We start from the raw sequence: 14272 nt of genomic DNA, 5'->3' as shown, positions 1-14272 counted from the left end.
CATGCTCACGACGAATCAGCAGCGGGCGAGTGTGACAGGCTCAGCGGCATGTCCGATCCCGAGCCCACCAGGGCCTCTGTTGCCGCCATGATCGACCACACGCTGCTCAAACCCGAAGCGACCAGCGCAGATGTGAACGCGCTCGTGGCCGAGGCCCGCGACCTCGGCGTCTACGCGATCTGCGTGTCGCCGTCGATGCTGCCCGTCGACGCACCGGGCCTGGTGGTGGCCGCCGTTGCAGGCTTCCCCTCGGGCAAGCATCATCGCGCGGTCAAAGCCGACGAGGCACACCGCGCGGCCGAGTTCGGAGCACAGGAAATCGACATGGTCATCGATGTCGGCTCGGCGGTCGCAGGCGATGTCGAGGCGGTGTATGCCGAGATTGCGACTGTGCGGGCGGCCCTGGACTCGTCCATTGTCCTGAAGGTGATCATCGAATCGGCGGTCCTGACCGACGACGCGATCGTGGCGGTGTGTCTCGCGGCAGAACGCGCAGGCGCCGATTTCGTCAAGACGTCGACCGGGTTCCATCCGGCAGGTGGCGCCACGACGCATGCCGTTCGGTTGATGGCAGACACGGTCGGGGGTCGGCTCGGAGTAAAAGCGAGCGGCGGCATCCGGACCGCGGATGCCGCGCTCGCCATGATCGCTGCCGGAGCCACCAGGATCGGGCTCTCGGCGTCGCGGTCCGTGCTCGACGGGCTGCCTAGCTGAGGATCCCGCAGCCGCTGGCTTTCTGACCCTGCTCAGGGAGGGGAAGGGTGAACTGACCACCCTCCAAACGCATTTCCACGCCCTTGTCGGTTATCTCGAGCGATTTCGGAGTCATTCCGAGCGGGTACTGCTGCAGGCCGCTCGAGATCGCGTTGACGATGCCGTCGACGAGATCGGACGGCACGCCGAGGCCGATCACTTTCGCCTCCACCGTCTTGACCTCGACTTTGTCGCCGACGATCTGCGGCTTCACCTTGACCGTCGCGAGGCCGGAGAGGACCGAGAAATTGAGCGTGCCCTCCGACTCATCGGCGGTGACGCCGTTGACGAGCCCGCCGACCTCGTTTTGCAGGGTGGCGGCGATGCCGTCGGTGGGCCAGGAAATGTCAGCTGACGAACTGCCGATCGTGCCGCTGGACTGGCTCGTCTGTTCGATGTCGACGTTGTTCGCCCTAGCGTGCACTTTCATCTGCTGCGCGGGACCGAACGCGGTGTCGTCGCTGTCGACGGTCACGTAGGGCACCTTGCTGTCGAGCAGCTGCAGCAACATCGGCTTCGGGCTGAACCCGATGTCGACGTTGGTGCCCAGGTCGTTGCGGAACTGTTCGGACATGCATTTCTTCGCGGTATGCCTGGCGTAGAACTCGCCGGCGAGGAGGGCGGCGACCAAGGCGGCCACGATGAGTGAGGAGATCAGCACTGCGCGGTTTCGCATTCGACCGATTCTCCACGACGTTTCTAAAGAGGCTCTGAGAATCCCCCTTCTCGCCTCGGATGGAGCATCGTGGCATCGTTTCCCGCATGGTCGTCGATAGAAACCCGCACGCCGGCATCACCCTCCCCGTGACGAGTCCGCGCGGCGGCACCACACTGTTCGCTACCGCAGTGCTCGCGGACGCGGTTCGGGGGTTCGACGCCGACCTTGCGCAGACGATCGAGTCGTCGCGGCGATGGCGGCACGAGTACACCGACGCGTTCCGCGCGATGACCGCAGTCAGCGCGTCCGCGCCGGCTGCCGCGGTCGGTATCGCCGAAGCCGGGCTGCAGTCCGCGCACAATCTCATGCGCTTCATCAGCGGGGCGGCCGATGCAGGGTTCGAATCGGAAGTCGTTCGTGGGACGCGTGAGGCCGTACGAACGCTGCGGGTGCCGTTCGGCAACAAGATTCTCGAAGGCGATGCGCTGCGTGCGCAGCTGCGCGCATGGCGCGACCGCGGCATCGTCGAACCGAGCTTCGTCACTGCAATCGACGCGGTCATCGACAATCCGCAATGGCTGTCGCTCCCGGGCCACCAAACAGTCGTTGTCGGCGCGGGCTCGGAGTTGGGCCCGTATCTGCCGTTGATCGACTGGGGTGCCGAGGTTTTGGCGATAGACCTACCGGGTGCGGACCGCTGGCGTCGCATCGTGCAGCAGGCCAAAGACGGCGCGGGCACGGTGACCTATCCGACGGGGCCGGCTGGTCCGGGTGTCGACGTTTCACGCAATTTCTCGGGAGTCCTGAACTGGATCTACGCGAACACCAGCAAGCGCAAGAAGTTGGTCTTCGGGATGTACGCGTACGCGGACGGGCGCGCGCACGTCGAGGTCACGCTGGCCGCTGACGTGATCGGCGTCGATATTCTCGAGAACCGCCCGAAGGCGACGCTCGCCTACCTCGCGACGCCCACCGATTGCTACGCGGTCAAGGCCGATGTGATGGCGGAAGCTCGCAGGCGATGGGCGGCGCGCGGCCGGCGGGCTGCCGGGCAGGAACTGCTCCGAATGGCGACGCGGTCGGCACTGATGCGGCCGAACTACTGCGACGAAGTCGTCGATCGCGATGGCAACCATTGGGGCCTTGCCGATACCTTGATCTCGGCGCAGGGCCCGAATTATGCCCTGGCGAAACGCCTTCAACGCTGGCGTGGCGTTGTTGCTCGCAACTCGGGGCAGCGGATCTCGTTCAACGTTGCGCCTGCGTCCTGGACGCAGTCGGTGACGAAGAACGCCATCCTTGCCAGCGCCTATCACGGTGCTGGGCGTTTCGGCGTCGAGATTTTCGCACCCGACACGGCTCGAACATTGATGGCTGCCAAGTTGGTGAGCGACCTGTTCGCGCCGGTACCTGTGGAGCCGAACGCCAATCCTGAGGTGCTCTTCTATGAAGGCGCAGCCCACGGCGGGTTGTGGCGGCAGCCGTTCGAACCGATTTCCGTGCTGAGTCTTGCTGCTGCGCAAGGCTATCCGCGCACGGTGTTCGACCGGCTGCGCCACTGAAGCAGTGGCGCAGCCGGCCAGGCAGCGGCTAGAACGGCCAATCGCCGCGCTGACCGCGCTCGATGAGCCCGATCATGCCGAAACCGGTATCGGTCAAGCCGCCGAACGTGAACCGGTTGCCCGCGGCAGGTGCATGACCCGCACGGTAACCTGCCACATTCCAGGTGTAGACCGGAACCGACTGTGGCACAGCACTGTTCACGTCACCGCTCGCGTCGAACCACGCCTGCTCGTCGGTGACGATCACAACACGGTCGTGACCGCGGTAGTGCTTGCCCAGCGCCGCCGCGGTGTTGGTGCCGCCCAGATCGCCGAAGCGATCCACGACACGCAGCACCGACTCGCTTTTCCGGAAGCGCACGGCACGGCTCGTCGTACCGAACTCGACCGGCGCGGCGTGTTTCGGTGAGAACCGTACGCTCGCTCGGTCCGCGCTGTCACTCCTTTTACTCGTGAGTCTTTTTGGAGTCTATAGACTCCAAAAAGACTCACGAGGGTTAGAACCAGGCGTCTTTCATGTCGAGTGTGGTGCGGTCGAGGGACTCGAGCAGGTCCAGCTGCGGACCGACTCGGGGGAGCTCGTAGGCGAAGAAGTACTGTGCCGCTTGGCGTTTGCCGTCGTAGAAGTCGCCGTCACGTCCCTCGGTGGCAAGGAGTTGCTCCAGCCAGATCCATGCGATGACGATGTGGCCGAAGGCTTCGAGGTAGATCGAGCTGTTCGCCATTGCGGCTTCGATGTCGCCCGAGGCGAACATGGCGCCGGTCACGCTTACCAAGCGCTGCCAGGCCGAATCCAGTTGTGCCGCAAGCTCGGACCCTTCGCCAGCCCTGGCGACCGTCGCGCCGATGAGCTCGCCCAACGCGGCAACACTGGCGCCGCCTTGCTGAGTGACCTTGCGTCCCAGCAGATCCAAGCCTTGTATTCCGTGCGTGCCTTCGTGAATGGGGTTGAGTCGGTTGTCGCGGTAGTGCTGCTCGACGTCGTATTCACGGGTATAGCCGTAACCGCCGTGCACCTGGATCGCGAGGCTGTTCGCCTCCAGGCACCACTGCGACGGCCAGCTCTTCGCGATCGGGGTGAGGATGTCGAGCAGTAGCGTCGACGTGCGCCGCTCGTCGTCTGATTCGGCGGTGTGCTGATAGTCGACGAGGCGACCGCAGTACATTACGAGCCCGAGCGCGCCTTCGACGTACGCCTTCTGCGCCAACAGCATTCGCTTGACGTCGGCGTGTTCGACGATCGGCACCTGCGGCTGCGAAGGATCCCGCGTCGCAACGGACCGGCCTTGCGTGCGGGTGCGGGCATAGTCCAGCGATTTCAGGTAGCCGGTGTAGCCCACCGCCGTCGCGCCGAGCCCGACGCCGAGGCGGGCCTCGTTCATCATGTGGAACATGTAGAAGAGGCCGCGGTGCGGTTCGCCGATCAGATAACCGACCGCGCCTGGCTCGCCACCCGGCTCGAACCGGCCTTCGCCGAGATTCAGGACCGTGTTGACCGTGCCGCGGAACCCCATTTTGTGGTTGAGCCCGGCGAGGACCACGTCGTTGCGATCACCGAGCGAGCCATCCGAGTTCACCAGGACCTTCGGCACGATGAACAGCGAAATGCCTTTGGTCCCAGCAGGTCCCCCGGGAATCTTGGCGAGGACGAGGTGCACGATGTTCTCGGTCAGGTCGTGGTCGCCGCCGGAGATCCACATCTTCGAGCCGAACAACCGGTAGGTGCCGTCGTCGCGCGGCTCGGCGCGGGTGGTGATGTCGGCCAGCGACGAACCGGCTTGGGTCTCGGACAGGCACATCGTTCCGAAGAACCGTCCGGCCAGCATCGGGGCAACGTAGGTCTGGATCTGTTCTGGCGTGCCATGAGCGACAAGCAGATTCGCGTTGGCCAGCGTCAAGAAGGGGTAACCCGACGTCCCTGGGTTCGCCGCCTGGAACCACGCCATACCTGCCTGCGCGACGATCGCGGGCAACTGCATCCCGCCGACCTCGCTGTCGAGGCTGGCGCTCAGCAGGTCTGCCTTGGCGAAGGCGTCGAGCGCCTCCTTGACCTCCGGGATGATCGTCACGCGTTCCCCGTCGAACGTCGGCTCGTTCGCGTCATTGAGTTTGTTGTGCGTGGCGAAGTAGCGAGTCGCGAGCTGCTCGCTCAGGTCGAGGATGCCGTCGAACGTTTCGCGGGAATGATCTGCGAAACGCTCGCGCTTGCAGAGTTGCTCGATGTCGAGCCATTCGTACAGCAGGAAATCGAGGTCTCGTCGCGACAGAACTGTCGAGCGCATTACGGTCCTTTCGATACACGTAGCGGCGAGTGTACTTATTGTGGCGCCACGATCGCCCAGGGCACCGTGAGTACACAATCTCGTAGTCTCCGCCGGATCGGGCGGACTGGTAACCCCTGCGCTGCAAGCTGGTCCATTGCGCCACGCCACCGGACCCGTGGACCGTACGGCGTCAGCGCCGCCGTCGCGTCCCACGCACGGTCAGCAGCGGTGAGCAGAGCGTGAATGCCCTCGCCTGGCACGTTTCGGTGGATCAAGGCCTTCGGCAGTCGCTCCGCGACATCGGACGGACGTGGGGTCGTCGACGGGTCCCAGGCGAGGGTCAGTGTGAGGGGCCCGGTGGCGTCGAGCAGCACCCACGCACAGCGCCGACCGAGTTCGTCGCACGTGCCGTCGATGATCAAGCCGTCAGGCGCAAGGCCCGCTTGCATCGTCGCCCACGCTTGCGCGACCGCATCCTCTGGATATTGGCGCAGCACGTTGAATGCTCGGACCAGAACGGGCCGGCGGCCGGCCAGTTCGAAGCCGCCGCGCGCGAAGGTGACGCCGTCGCGGCCTTCGACGACACGTTGCGGATCGATCTCGAGGCCGACCACTCGGGTGTCGGGCCGAACGGTCCGTAGGCGTGCGGCCAGCTCGAGCGTGGTCACCGGACTCGCGCCGTAACCGAGATCGACGACGAGTGGATCAGGGGCGGCGAGCAGAACACGCCGGACCTGATCGTCATGGACCAGCCAGCGGTCGCTGCGCCGCAACCGGTTGATGCCGGTCGTGCCCCGAGTGATCACCCCTTTCGGGGTCGGTGGGGGCACGGTGATGTCAGGCCTTCGTGAGCCTGTCCAGCCACCGGACGGTGACCTCGGCTTCGCCGCGGAACAGGTCGACCAAGTTGACGAGCATCATCTGCTCGAGCTTCGGCCCGAATCCGGGGATGAAGACCTTCGCTTCGGGTGAGCTACGCAGCGTCGAACCCGCTTCGGTCGAAAAGAGGCGCATCGTCCCGGTCAGGCTGCCGGGACCTGCAGGAATCGATGCCTCGAACGTGCCGGTGACCTCTGGCCCGAATGGGGAGTAGGTCTGCTTGCGGGTGATCACCATGTCTTTGCGCATGACCATCTGCGCGACCTCGGGCAGCATTTCCCGGGGCAGGATGTGGTGGAACTCGAGCGCGATACCGGATTCGTCGGCCTTGAAGGACTCGAGGTGATTCGGCGAGTACTTCCGCATCTCCTCGGCGATTTCTTCCCAGTAATCGCGGCTGCTGAGCGCCGAATACACCTGTTCGATGGTGTAGTGATACCGGGCGGAATAGTCGATTCGGCGGGCCATGGGCGTAAAGGTTACCGGGCTGCGGTGGCCGTCTTGAACGACCGTCTAACTGTGCGTCGTCGTCCACCGTTCGGTGAATTCGTCCTCTTTGTCGTTGAGACGGTTCAACTGTTCGCCGATCGCTTCCTCGATACGGCCACCGAACAGGGGAAAGTCGACCTTGACGTTGCCCTCGATGTGCAATTTCGAGCCGGTGCCCTCGGTCGTGAGTGCGAGCTTGCCGTCGATGACGGCTGGTGCACCGTCGACGGTCACGCGGAAAGTGCCGTTCGCGGAGCCGTTCGACACCGGTCCCCAGCTTTCCCTGCGATTGATGCGTAGGTCGCCGTGCCGGATCTTGGTGACCAGCGGCGGAAGGTAGCGCTCGGCGATGCCCTGAATCATGTTCGCGGTGTACGTGTCGCCGGTGACGGACGTATCGACGAGCTTCGCGCCGGGGCCACCGATCTCCGCGAGCCGATCGTTCCAGAATTGGTCGCTCGTGAACGCAGCATGCAGTACTGCAACGGATTTCGTATGCGTAGCGGAATGCTCGATGCGGTGTCCCATGAGCGGCACGCTACCGTTTGCAGTTGTGCCTGATCCACGCGCGATCGACCCGTGCCTCGTTGACGACCTAGAGCGCGCCGGTGCGCAGGTCTCGGAGGCTGTTCCGCTCGCCGGTCTGACCACTTTGCGGGTCGGCGGCCCGGCGCGAGTCTTGGCGGAGTGCCCGACGACGGCAAGCCTGATCGAGGTTGTTCGGTTGCTGGATACCGCGGCGATTCCGGTCCTGCTGCTCGCGGGCGGTTCGAACGTTCTGATCTCCGACGACGGCTTCGACGGTGTCGTCGTCCACATCGGCTCGAATACGATCCGAATCGACGACAGCATTGTGACCGCCGACGCAGGCGCCGAGTGGGACACGGTGGTCGCACAGTCCATCGACGCGGGACTCGGTGGGCTCGAGTGCCTGTCGGGTATCCCTGGGTCTGCGGGTGCCACACCCGTACAGAACGTGGGCGCGTACGGCGTCGAGATCGCGTCGCTGCTGCGCTCGGTCGAGCTGCTGGACCGCGCTACTGGCGAAGTCCGCCACACCGAACCAGCGGAACTGGGCCTTGCCTACCGCACCAGCGTCCTCAAGCACTCCGACCGTGCCGTGGTGCTGTCGGCCGAGTTCGAGCTGCAACGCGGTGGGTCCAGCGCGCCGCTGCGCTACGGCGAGCTCGCCAGGGTGTTAGGTGCGTCAGACGGTGAGAGCCGACCTGCCGCGCAGGTGCGCGAAGCCGTACTCGGATTGCGGCGCGGTAAAGGAATGGTGCTCGACCGCGCGGATAACGACACCTGGAGCGCGGGTTCGTTCTTCACCAATCCGGTAGTTTCGGGCGAGCAGTTGCCAGCGGTACTCGCGAAGATCGTGGCAAGAGTTGGCGATGTCACAATTCCGCAGTTCCCGGCGCCCGACGGCACCAAGCTGTCGGCGGGCTGGCTCATCGAGCGAGCGGGCTTCGAAAAGGGCTTTCCGGGCATCGATGCGCCCGCACGACTGTCGACAAAACACACGCTGGCCTTGACGAACAGGGGATCGGCACGCGCAAGCGACATCGTCGCCCTCGCGCGATCCGTACGGGACGGTGTCGCGACGGCATTCGGCGTATTGCTCGAGCCCGAGCCGGTTCCCGTCGGCCTCGCTTTGTGACGGAGGCCCTATGTTGCCGCAGGTACCGTTGAAAAATGCCAATTCGAAACCGATGGAGGTCCCTCGCTGTCCTCGTGGCGGCGATGCTGAGTGCCATCGCTCTGCTTGCCGGGTGCGGTAGCAACTCCGGACCGGGCGGCGCAGCGAACGCTGAGCCGCACGCCGAATTCGACCCAGCTGCGGGTGCCGAGGATGTCAGCCCGGTCGCTCCTATCTCGGTCAAGGCCGAGAACGGCACGCTCCAGAACGTGGTTCTGACCAGTCCGTCGGGCAAGGCGATTGCTGGCAAACTGAGCAACGATGCCAAGACGTGGACCGTCGGCGAGCCCCTCGGCTACGGCGCCAAGTACACCTGGTCCGGCACCGTCGCGGGCAAGGACAACAAGTCCACACCGATCGAGGGCAGCTTCACGACCCTGACGCCGGACTCGACGACGTCGGCCCAGATCCAGATCGCCGACGGCCAGGAAGTCGGCATCGCAGCGCCGATCATCGTGCAGTTCAATGCGCACGTCGAGGACAAGGCCGCTGTCGAGAAGGCCCTGAAGGTCACGACCGATCCACCGACCACCGGCTCGTGGGCTTGGCTGCCGGACGACCGAGGTTCGCGCGTGCACTGGCGCCCGCAGAACTATTGGACGCCCGGAACGAAGGTCAAGCTCGACGCGAAGCTGTACGGCCTCAGCTACGGCGACGGCGCCTACGGCGAGACCGACGCAACGTCGAACTTCACGATCGGTCGCAGTCAGATCGTCAAGGCGAGTGCACCCAGCCACCGCATGCAGGTCGTTCGTGACGGCGAGACCGTATTCGATTTCGCGGTGAGCTACGGCGAAGGCAACGAGGCGCGCAACGTGACCCGCAGCGGCGTCCACGTCGTGACCGAGAAGCACGAGGATTTCCTCATGTCGAACCCGCCGTTCTATACCAACGTCCGCGAGCGCTGGGCGGTCCGGATTTCGAACAACGGCGAGTTCATCCACGCCAACCCGGAGTCGGTCGGCGCGCAGGGCTCGTCGAACGTCACCAACGGCTGCATCAACCTCTCGCCCGAGGACGCCGCCGCGTACTTCCCGACCGCGCTCTACGGCGACCCGGTCGAGGTGACCGGCACGTCGATCCCGCTGTCGGCTTCGGACGGCGATCTCTACGACTGGACGATCGATTGGGATACGTGGAAGTCGATGTCCGCACTCGCCGACAACCCGGGCGCAACGGTATCGGCAACACCGAGGACCCCTGCGCCGGCCGGCGGCAACTGATCAGCTCCGGCGGTGCATCCGGCTTGCCGAAGCCTGGTCACGTGGCTTGACCACGATCTGATCGATATTGACGTGGCTCGGCCGCGAGGCGACGAAACCGATGATCTCGGCGATGTCGTCGGCGACCAGGGGATCGATGCCCTGATAGACCGCCGCCGCGCGCCCTTCGTCGCCGTCGAAACGGACGAGTGAGAATTCCGTTTCGACGGCGCCGGGCGCGACTTCGGTGAGCCGGACAGGTTTTCCGAGCAGTTCGCCACGCAGCGTTCGGTGCAACAGCGCCTGCCCATGCTTCGCCGAGGTGTATCCGGCACCGTTGTCGTACGCCTCGATCGCAGCGACCGACGTGATCGTGACGATGAGCCCGTCACCGGAGTCGATCAGCTTCGGCAGCAATGCCTTCGTCACGCGCAAGGTGCCGAGGACATTGGTTTCCCACATCCAGATCCAGTCATCGAGATCGGCGTCGATGACCGGCGCCAACCCTTTCGCTCCGCCCGCGTTGTTCACCAGCACATCGACGCGCGGGATCACTGCGGTGAACGCGGCGACGGAATCCTCGTCGGTGATGTCGAGTTCCAACGCGGTGCCACCGATTTCGCTGGCCAGCGCCTCCAGCCGGTCAAGGCGCCGCGCGCCGACGACCACGTGAAATCCGTCGGCTGCGAGCCTGCGTGCAGTTGCCTCGCCGATCCCGGAACTTGCGCCGGTGACGACTGCGATGCGATCGGTACTCATGGCGTCATCGTAGGTCGCCGGATTCTCGGTCAGGGTAGCGGCGCGTAGTGCTCAGCGTCGCCGACGATTGCGCGGCTGCGTTCGCCGTGGATGTTGACCGGCACGTCGCCCGCCAGAGTGATGCGATTGAGGCGCCGGTACTGATCGCCGTAATCGGCGACCGCGTAATGCTGCGTTGCGCGGTTGTCCCAGATGGCGACGTCTCCGTCACGCCAGTTCCACCTGGTGGTGTGCTCGAGCCTGGTGACGCGGTCCTGCAGCAGGTTGAAGATCGTTTGCGACTCCTTGGTGCCCAGCCCGACGAACTGCTTGATGAAGTGACCGAGCAGCAACGACCGCTCGCCGGTCTCGGGGTGAACTCGGACGACGGGATGGACGGTCTCGTAGTAAGTCGATTCGAATTCTTGCCGGTATTCGCGAGTCTTGTCGTTGATCGCGTCTGCTGCGGTCGCTGCGTAGTCATAGCGATTGGTGTGCACGGCCCACAGATTTTCGACGAGATGCCGCAGTGGCTCGGGCAACGAGTCGTACGCAGCGGTGGTCGAGGCCCATGTCGTCGAACCGCCGTATTCGGGCAGCGTCACCGCCCGCAATATCGACGCTGCCGGAATGCGATCGACGAACGTGACGTCGGTGTGCCAGCTGTTCGCTTTGCCGTATTCGGAGTCGATGGCGAGTGTCTTGGTGCCGCGCGACGTGACCGTCGGATGCGGCGTGGTCGGGATTCCGAGCAGCGAGGCGAATTCGTGCTGCGAATCGTCGTCGAGGTGTTGTTGGCCGCGAAAAAAGATGACTTTGTGCTCGAGCAGCGCCTGCCTTATCAGGGAGACACTGCCCGGGTCGAGGTCGCCGCCGAGGCGGACTCCATCGATTTGTGCGCCGATATGAGCGCCGAGCCTTGTAATGGAAGGTGTTGGAGCAGAGCTTGTTTCGGTGTCCAATGCGAGATCGATGGACATAGTTGGCCTTTCGCGGTGGGGGTTCGACGGGCCCAACGCAACCAGCGATCGCACATTCGCAGAAGTCTTTCTCGCACTGTGATCGCAAGCACGCCGATTGGACACAGCTGGTCGAAGTGCTAACTTTGGACGCATGTCCACCGGCCACCCGTCTGCGCTTCGCGTCTCGTACGTGACCGCATCGTTGGGTGCGCGGCTGCCATTCGCGCGGGAACTGTGTTGTCCCTGCCGCTGCCTGTGCAGCTAGCGCCAGCCGACCTGTAGACATTCGTCCCGGCGTATTCGGGGACTAAATCGAGGAATTTCATGTCCACGCCCACACTTGTATCTGCACCTCTTCGTTCGCATGGTTCGACCCCTCGTGCCGCCAACCGCGTCCAGGTGATTTCGCCTGAATTGCGCATCGCGGACAACCCCGCCGCCGCCGTTCTGCGGGCAGCATCGACGCAGGGTCCCATCTCTCGCGACACGACTGCTCGGACCACCGGGCTCAGCATTGCGACGGTGAATCGGCAGGTCGCAGGCCTGCTCGGTGCCGGATTGCTCCGCGAACGCGCTGACCTGACGGCATCCGGTGCCATCGGCAGGCCGCGGGTTCCGTTCGAAACCAACCACGAGCCGTACCTGACGATCGGCATCCACATCGGCGCCGTCGTCACCAGCATCACGGCCAGCGATCTCCGCGGCCGCATCCTCGGTGGCGTCGAAATCCCGACGCCACGCGTCCACCAGGACGCCGCGCTCACCGCGATCGCGCGCAGCGCCCGGTCCTTCACGACGCGGTGGCACCGTCGTAGCCCGCTGTGGGTCGGTATAGCACTCGGTGGCCGCGTCGATTCCGCGACCGGAATCGCCGACCACGCACGCCTGAACTGGCGTGGCGCCCGCGTCGGCGCAATTGTGGGAGAGGCTCTCGGACTTCCTGTTTCGGTCGCCGCACATGTCGAGGCCATGGCCGCGGCGGAACTGTTGCTCGCGCCGAGGAATCCGCAGGAAGCGCCTGCTGGCACCGGCTTGTACTTCTACGCTCGCGAAACGGCAGGCATTGCTCTGACCATCGACGGGCGGGTCCATACGCCGAACAACGGTCCGGGCTCGATAGTCCACCTACCGACCGGCTCGGACGCCGAATGCGAATGCGGACATCGCGGTTGCCTCGAAGCGACCGTCAGCGATCGGGCATTGCTCGATCGGGCGCGGTCGATGGGCATCCTGACCGGTCCGGAGCCGCTCGCGATCAGCAGCCTCTACCAGGCTGCGAGCTCGGGTTCGGTTGCAGCGCATGAGCTTCTGGTAGAGCGAGCCAAGGTTTTGGGTCGTACAGTGGCGATGCTTCGTGACCTCTTCAATCCGGACCGCGTGATTCTCGGCGGGCAGTCGTTCACCGAGTACCCGGCCGCGATTCCGCATGTCGCCGAGGCCTTTGCGCAGTCATCGACTTTGCCGCGCAAGGACATTCGCGTCAGCGGCTTCGGTAACCGGGTCCAGGAGTTCGCTGCGAGCGTTACCTCGCTCAGCGCGCTGTACGCCGACCCGCTGCCCTCGATGCGCCGCGCGCTGGGCTAGTCGCTCTTCGCGTCAGTTCGCTTGCGGCGGCGCGGTTTCCGACTCCGGGTCGAGGCCGCGTCGCTGCAGCTCTGCCCGGGCGTCGGCGAAGCCGCCGTATTCCAGTGTCGCCAATGTTGACTCGCCCTGCCAGGCGATATCGGCCCGGCGCCGGACCGTAACGTTGAGGCGCCCGAGCGGATGGAGAATCGCAGCGGGGGCGTTTCGGCGCTCTTCGGGGACGGGGACCGGCACGACGAATGCGGTATCCAGCGGCGAGGCGGCCTCGATCTCTATGCCGGACCGCGGATTCCGGCCATGCAGCGACCATTTCTCGGGCGTCACAGTCGCTCGAATATGCGACGTGCTCGGTCCGCCGAACCGCAGGACCGTACCGTCCGGCAGCCGAACAGAGACCAAAGTTGTCTCGACACTGAGGCGACCCGAGATGACCTTCGCGCCCGCGAACGTCACGCACGCGCCTGGCTCGGCAAACCCCTGCGCCGATCCGCTCCACCATCGCTCTGGGAAATGCGCAGAACCCCAACGCTTCTCGCCGTACACCTGAGCGCCGTCGAGATTCCACTGCTCGTTGCCGATGGTGGCGGTCCCCACGACACGACCGCCGAGCAGCCACGGATGCCAACGATGGCCGAGGCCGGGGATCGATTGGAAAAAGCTGGTCCCGCCGAAGGCGCGCTTCGGCCACGGCAATGGGTCGACGATGCGAACGTCGAGCCGCGCATCCGGCCCGAGATCTGCCACTACTCGGTCCGCTTCGCCGGTGAACAGCGCGCCTGCCGAGGCCCCGAATTTCTGCGGATCGGCGAAACCGTCAGGGTGTACGGCAGATCGGATGAAACCACTCGGATGCGCCGCGATGATGACCGTCGACCATGGTCCTTCCGGACTCTGATTGACGCCGATCGCCGCGGAAAGAATCCGGCCGGTCTCGGGCTGGGTGAACTTCCAGAAATACCCTTCGGTGGCGACACCGTGAGCAGGCAGCGGGTCGCCCCACGGCAGGTCGGCACCGGTCGCACGGAAGCGGTCGAGCAGGCTCGGCATGGCCCTTACGGTAGCGCCCCGCTATGACGCGAGGACGGCCTGGGACTGAGTCACCTGAGCAACGAGCTTGCCGGCATCGTCGCGGACCTCGGTCACGACGGCGATCGTCGACCGACCCGCATGCAGGCGCCGCGCGGTGGCAGTGACCGTTCCCGACCGGACACCGCGGGTGAACACGGTGCTCGAACTTGTCGTCGACGTCGATGCACCAGGCGGCAGGTTCAAGAAGGCGCAAACCGCTCCGACGGTGTCTGCGAGCGTCATGATGGCTCCGCCGTGCATGCCGCCGCCGATCGTGGTCCGGTCGGGCGCCCATTCGAGTCGTCCGACTGCTTCTTCTGGTGTCGCACTCACCAATTCGATTCCGGTGGTGACAGCGAACGGGATGCTCGCGACGATGTCTGCGGGGTTCATGCCAACGAACGATAGTCATCG

Annotated in this window: 15 protein-coding genes; 5 read left to right on the top strand and 10 right to left on the bottom strand. The window is 64.9% G+C overall.

Going from position 1 to position 14272, the window contains the following annotated elements; all coding sequences use genetic code 11:
• Window positions 1-48: 48 nt before the first annotated feature.
• Entirely contained in the window at window positions 49-714 is a 666-nt protein-coding gene (deoC, locus tag FGL95_RS23550; RefSeq protein ID WP_169591513.1) for a deoxyribose-phosphate aldolase, read from the top strand.
• Here the strand turns inward: deoC and FGL95_RS23545 are convergent.
• Complete coding sequence (locus FGL95_RS23545) at window positions 707-1429, bottom strand: LmeA family phospholipid-binding protein (RefSeq protein ID WP_169591510.1); 723 nt, start codon at window positions 1427-1429, stop codon at window positions 707-709. The two genes, deoC and FGL95_RS23545, sit on opposite strands and share 8 nt — an antisense overlap.
• An 86-nt stretch (window positions 1430-1515) precedes the next feature.
• On the opposite strand from FGL95_RS23545, the gene FGL95_RS23540 reads away from it, so the two are divergent.
• Window positions 1516-2973 (top strand): hypothetical protein, encoded by a 1458-nt coding sequence (locus tag FGL95_RS23540; protein ID WP_169591507.1) that lies wholly within the window; start codon window positions 1516-1518, stop codon window positions 2971-2973.
• A 28-nt stretch (window positions 2974-3001) separates the two neighbouring features.
• Here FGL95_RS23540 and FGL95_RS23535 read toward each other — a convergent pair whose 3' ends face one another.
• From FGL95_RS23535 to FGL95_RS23515, 5 genes are all read right to left on the bottom strand, one after another.
• Window positions 3002-3334 carry a hypothetical protein gene (locus FGL95_RS23535; protein WP_169591504.1) on the bottom strand — a complete coding sequence of 111 codons (333 nt, stop codon included), beginning with the start codon at window positions 3332-3334 and terminating at the stop codon, window positions 3002-3004.
• 136 nt (window positions 3335-3470) lie between these two features.
• A complete protein-coding gene (locus FGL95_RS23530) occupies window positions 3471-5255 on the bottom strand; it encodes an acyl-CoA dehydrogenase (protein WP_169591502.1) in 1785 nt (594 codons plus the stop codon).
• Window positions 5256-5290: 35 nt separating this feature from the next.
• Window positions 5291-6067 carry a class I SAM-dependent methyltransferase gene (locus FGL95_RS23525; protein WP_169591499.1) on the bottom strand — a complete coding sequence of 259 codons (777 nt, stop codon included), beginning with the start codon at window positions 6065-6067 and terminating at the stop codon, window positions 5291-5293.
• A 7-nt stretch (window positions 6068-6074) separates the two neighbouring features.
• Complete coding sequence (locus tag FGL95_RS23520; RefSeq protein ID WP_169591496.1) at window positions 6075-6584, bottom strand: DUF2505 domain-containing protein; 510 nt, start codon at window positions 6582-6584, stop codon at window positions 6075-6077.
• Between the two features lie 45 nt (window positions 6585-6629).
• Window positions 6630-7133: a DUF2505 domain-containing protein gene (locus FGL95_RS23515; RefSeq protein ID WP_169591493.1), complete on the bottom strand. Its 504-nt coding sequence runs from the start codon at window positions 7131-7133 to the stop codon at window positions 6630-6632.
• Between FGL95_RS23515 and FGL95_RS23510 the strand changes: the two genes are divergently transcribed.
• Both FGL95_RS23510 and FGL95_RS23505 read left to right on the top strand, forming a co-directional pair.
• Window positions 7132-8265, top strand: a complete 1134-nt coding sequence (locus FGL95_RS23510) for a UDP-N-acetylmuramate dehydrogenase (RefSeq protein WP_206072241.1) — start codon at window positions 7132-7134, stop codon at window positions 8263-8265. The two genes, FGL95_RS23515 and FGL95_RS23510, sit on opposite strands and share 2 nt — an antisense overlap.
• A gap of 83 nt (window positions 8266-8348) precedes the next feature.
• Window positions 8349-9527: a L,D-transpeptidase gene (locus tag FGL95_RS23505; protein ID WP_420838085.1), complete on the top strand. Its 1179-nt coding sequence runs from the start codon at window positions 8349-8351 to the stop codon at window positions 9525-9527.
• On the opposite strand, the gene FGL95_RS23500 is transcribed toward FGL95_RS23505, so the two are convergent.
• Entirely contained in the window at window positions 9528-10265 is a 738-nt protein-coding gene (locus FGL95_RS23500; RefSeq protein WP_169591486.1) for an SDR family NAD(P)-dependent oxidoreductase, read from the bottom strand.
• A gap of 29 nt (window positions 10266-10294) precedes the next feature.
• The gene (locus tag FGL95_RS23495) at window positions 10295-11224 is read right to left on the bottom strand and encodes a TauD/TfdA dioxygenase family protein (protein WP_169591483.1); all 930 of its coding nucleotides are present in this window, start codon (window positions 11222-11224) and stop codon (window positions 10295-10297) included.
• A gap of 306 nt (window positions 11225-11530) precedes the next feature.
• Here FGL95_RS23495 and FGL95_RS23490 point away from each other — a divergent pair, with 306 nt between their 5' ends.
• Window positions 11531-12790: an ROK family transcriptional regulator gene (locus tag FGL95_RS23490; protein WP_169591480.1), complete on the top strand. Its 1260-nt coding sequence runs from the start codon at window positions 11531-11533 to the stop codon at window positions 12788-12790.
• Window positions 12791-12802: 12 nt separating this feature from the next.
• On the opposite strand, the gene FGL95_RS23485 is transcribed toward FGL95_RS23490, so the two are convergent.
• Complete coding sequence (locus FGL95_RS23485; RefSeq protein WP_169591478.1) at window positions 12803-13837, bottom strand: tocopherol cyclase family protein; 1035 nt, start codon at window positions 13835-13837, stop codon at window positions 12803-12805.
• Between the two features lie 21 nt (window positions 13838-13858).
• The gene (locus FGL95_RS23480; protein WP_169591475.1) at window positions 13859-14251 is read right to left on the bottom strand and encodes a PaaI family thioesterase; all 393 of its coding nucleotides are present in this window, start codon (window positions 14249-14251) and stop codon (window positions 13859-13861) included.
• Window positions 14252-14272 lie beyond the last annotated feature (21 nt).

It is taken from the genome of Antrihabitans stalactiti (assembly GCF_012932915.1).
GTDB classification, from domain to species: Bacteria; Actinomycetota; Actinomycetes; order Mycobacteriales; family Mycobacteriaceae; genus Antrihabitans; species Antrihabitans stalactiti.
This window is presented reverse-complemented; position numbering and strand designations above follow the sequence as displayed.

What these genes read in the sequence shown, in the direction of transcription:
- FGL95_RS23495 (WP_169591483.1), bottom strand. Translation starts at nt 11,224, where the DNA reads ATGTCCATCGATCTCGCATTGGACACCGAAACAAGCTCTGCTCCAACA.
- FGL95_RS23520 (WP_169591496.1), bottom strand. Translation starts at nt 6,584, where the DNA reads ATGGCCCGCCGAATCGACTATTCCGCCCGGTATCACTACACCATCGAA.
- FGL95_RS23510 (WP_206072241.1), top strand. Translation starts at nt 7,132, where the DNA reads ATGAGCGGCACGCTACCGTTTGCAGTTGTGCCTGATCCACGCGCGATC.
- FGL95_RS23485 (WP_169591478.1), bottom strand. Translation starts at nt 13,837, where the DNA reads ATGCCGAGCCTGCTCGACCGCTTCCGTGCGACCGGTGCCGACCTGCCG.
- FGL95_RS23500 (WP_169591486.1), bottom strand. Translation starts at nt 10,265, where the DNA reads ATGAGTACCGATCGCATCGCAGTCGTCACCGGCGCAAGTTCCGGGATC.
- FGL95_RS23490 (WP_169591480.1), top strand. Translation starts at nt 11,531, where the DNA reads ATGTCCACGCCCACACTTGTATCTGCACCTCTTCGTTCGCATGGTTCG.
- FGL95_RS23480 (WP_169591475.1), bottom strand. Translation starts at nt 14,251, where the DNA reads ATGAACCCCGCAGACATCGTCGCGAGCATCCCGTTCGCTGTCACCACC.
- FGL95_RS23545 (WP_169591510.1), bottom strand. Translation starts at nt 1,429, where the DNA reads ATGCGAAACCGCGCAGTGCTGATCTCCTCACTCATCGTGGCCGCCTTG.
- FGL95_RS23530 (WP_169591502.1), bottom strand. Translation starts at nt 5,255, where the DNA reads ATGCGCTCGACAGTTCTGTCGCGACGAGACCTCGATTTCCTGCTGTAC.
- FGL95_RS23515 (WP_169591493.1), bottom strand. Translation starts at nt 7,133, where the DNA reads ATGGGACACCGCATCGAGCATTCCGCTACGCATACGAAATCCGTTGCA.
- FGL95_RS23505 (WP_420838085.1), top strand. Translation starts at nt 8,349, where the DNA reads ATGCTGAGTGCCATCGCTCTGCTTGCCGGGTGCGGTAGCAACTCCGGA.
- FGL95_RS23540 (WP_169591507.1), top strand. Translation starts at nt 1,516, where the DNA reads ATGGTCGTCGATAGAAACCCGCACGCCGGCATCACCCTCCCCGTGACG.
- deoC (WP_169591513.1), top strand. Translation starts at nt 49, where the DNA reads ATGTCCGATCCCGAGCCCACCAGGGCCTCTGTTGCCGCCATGATCGAC.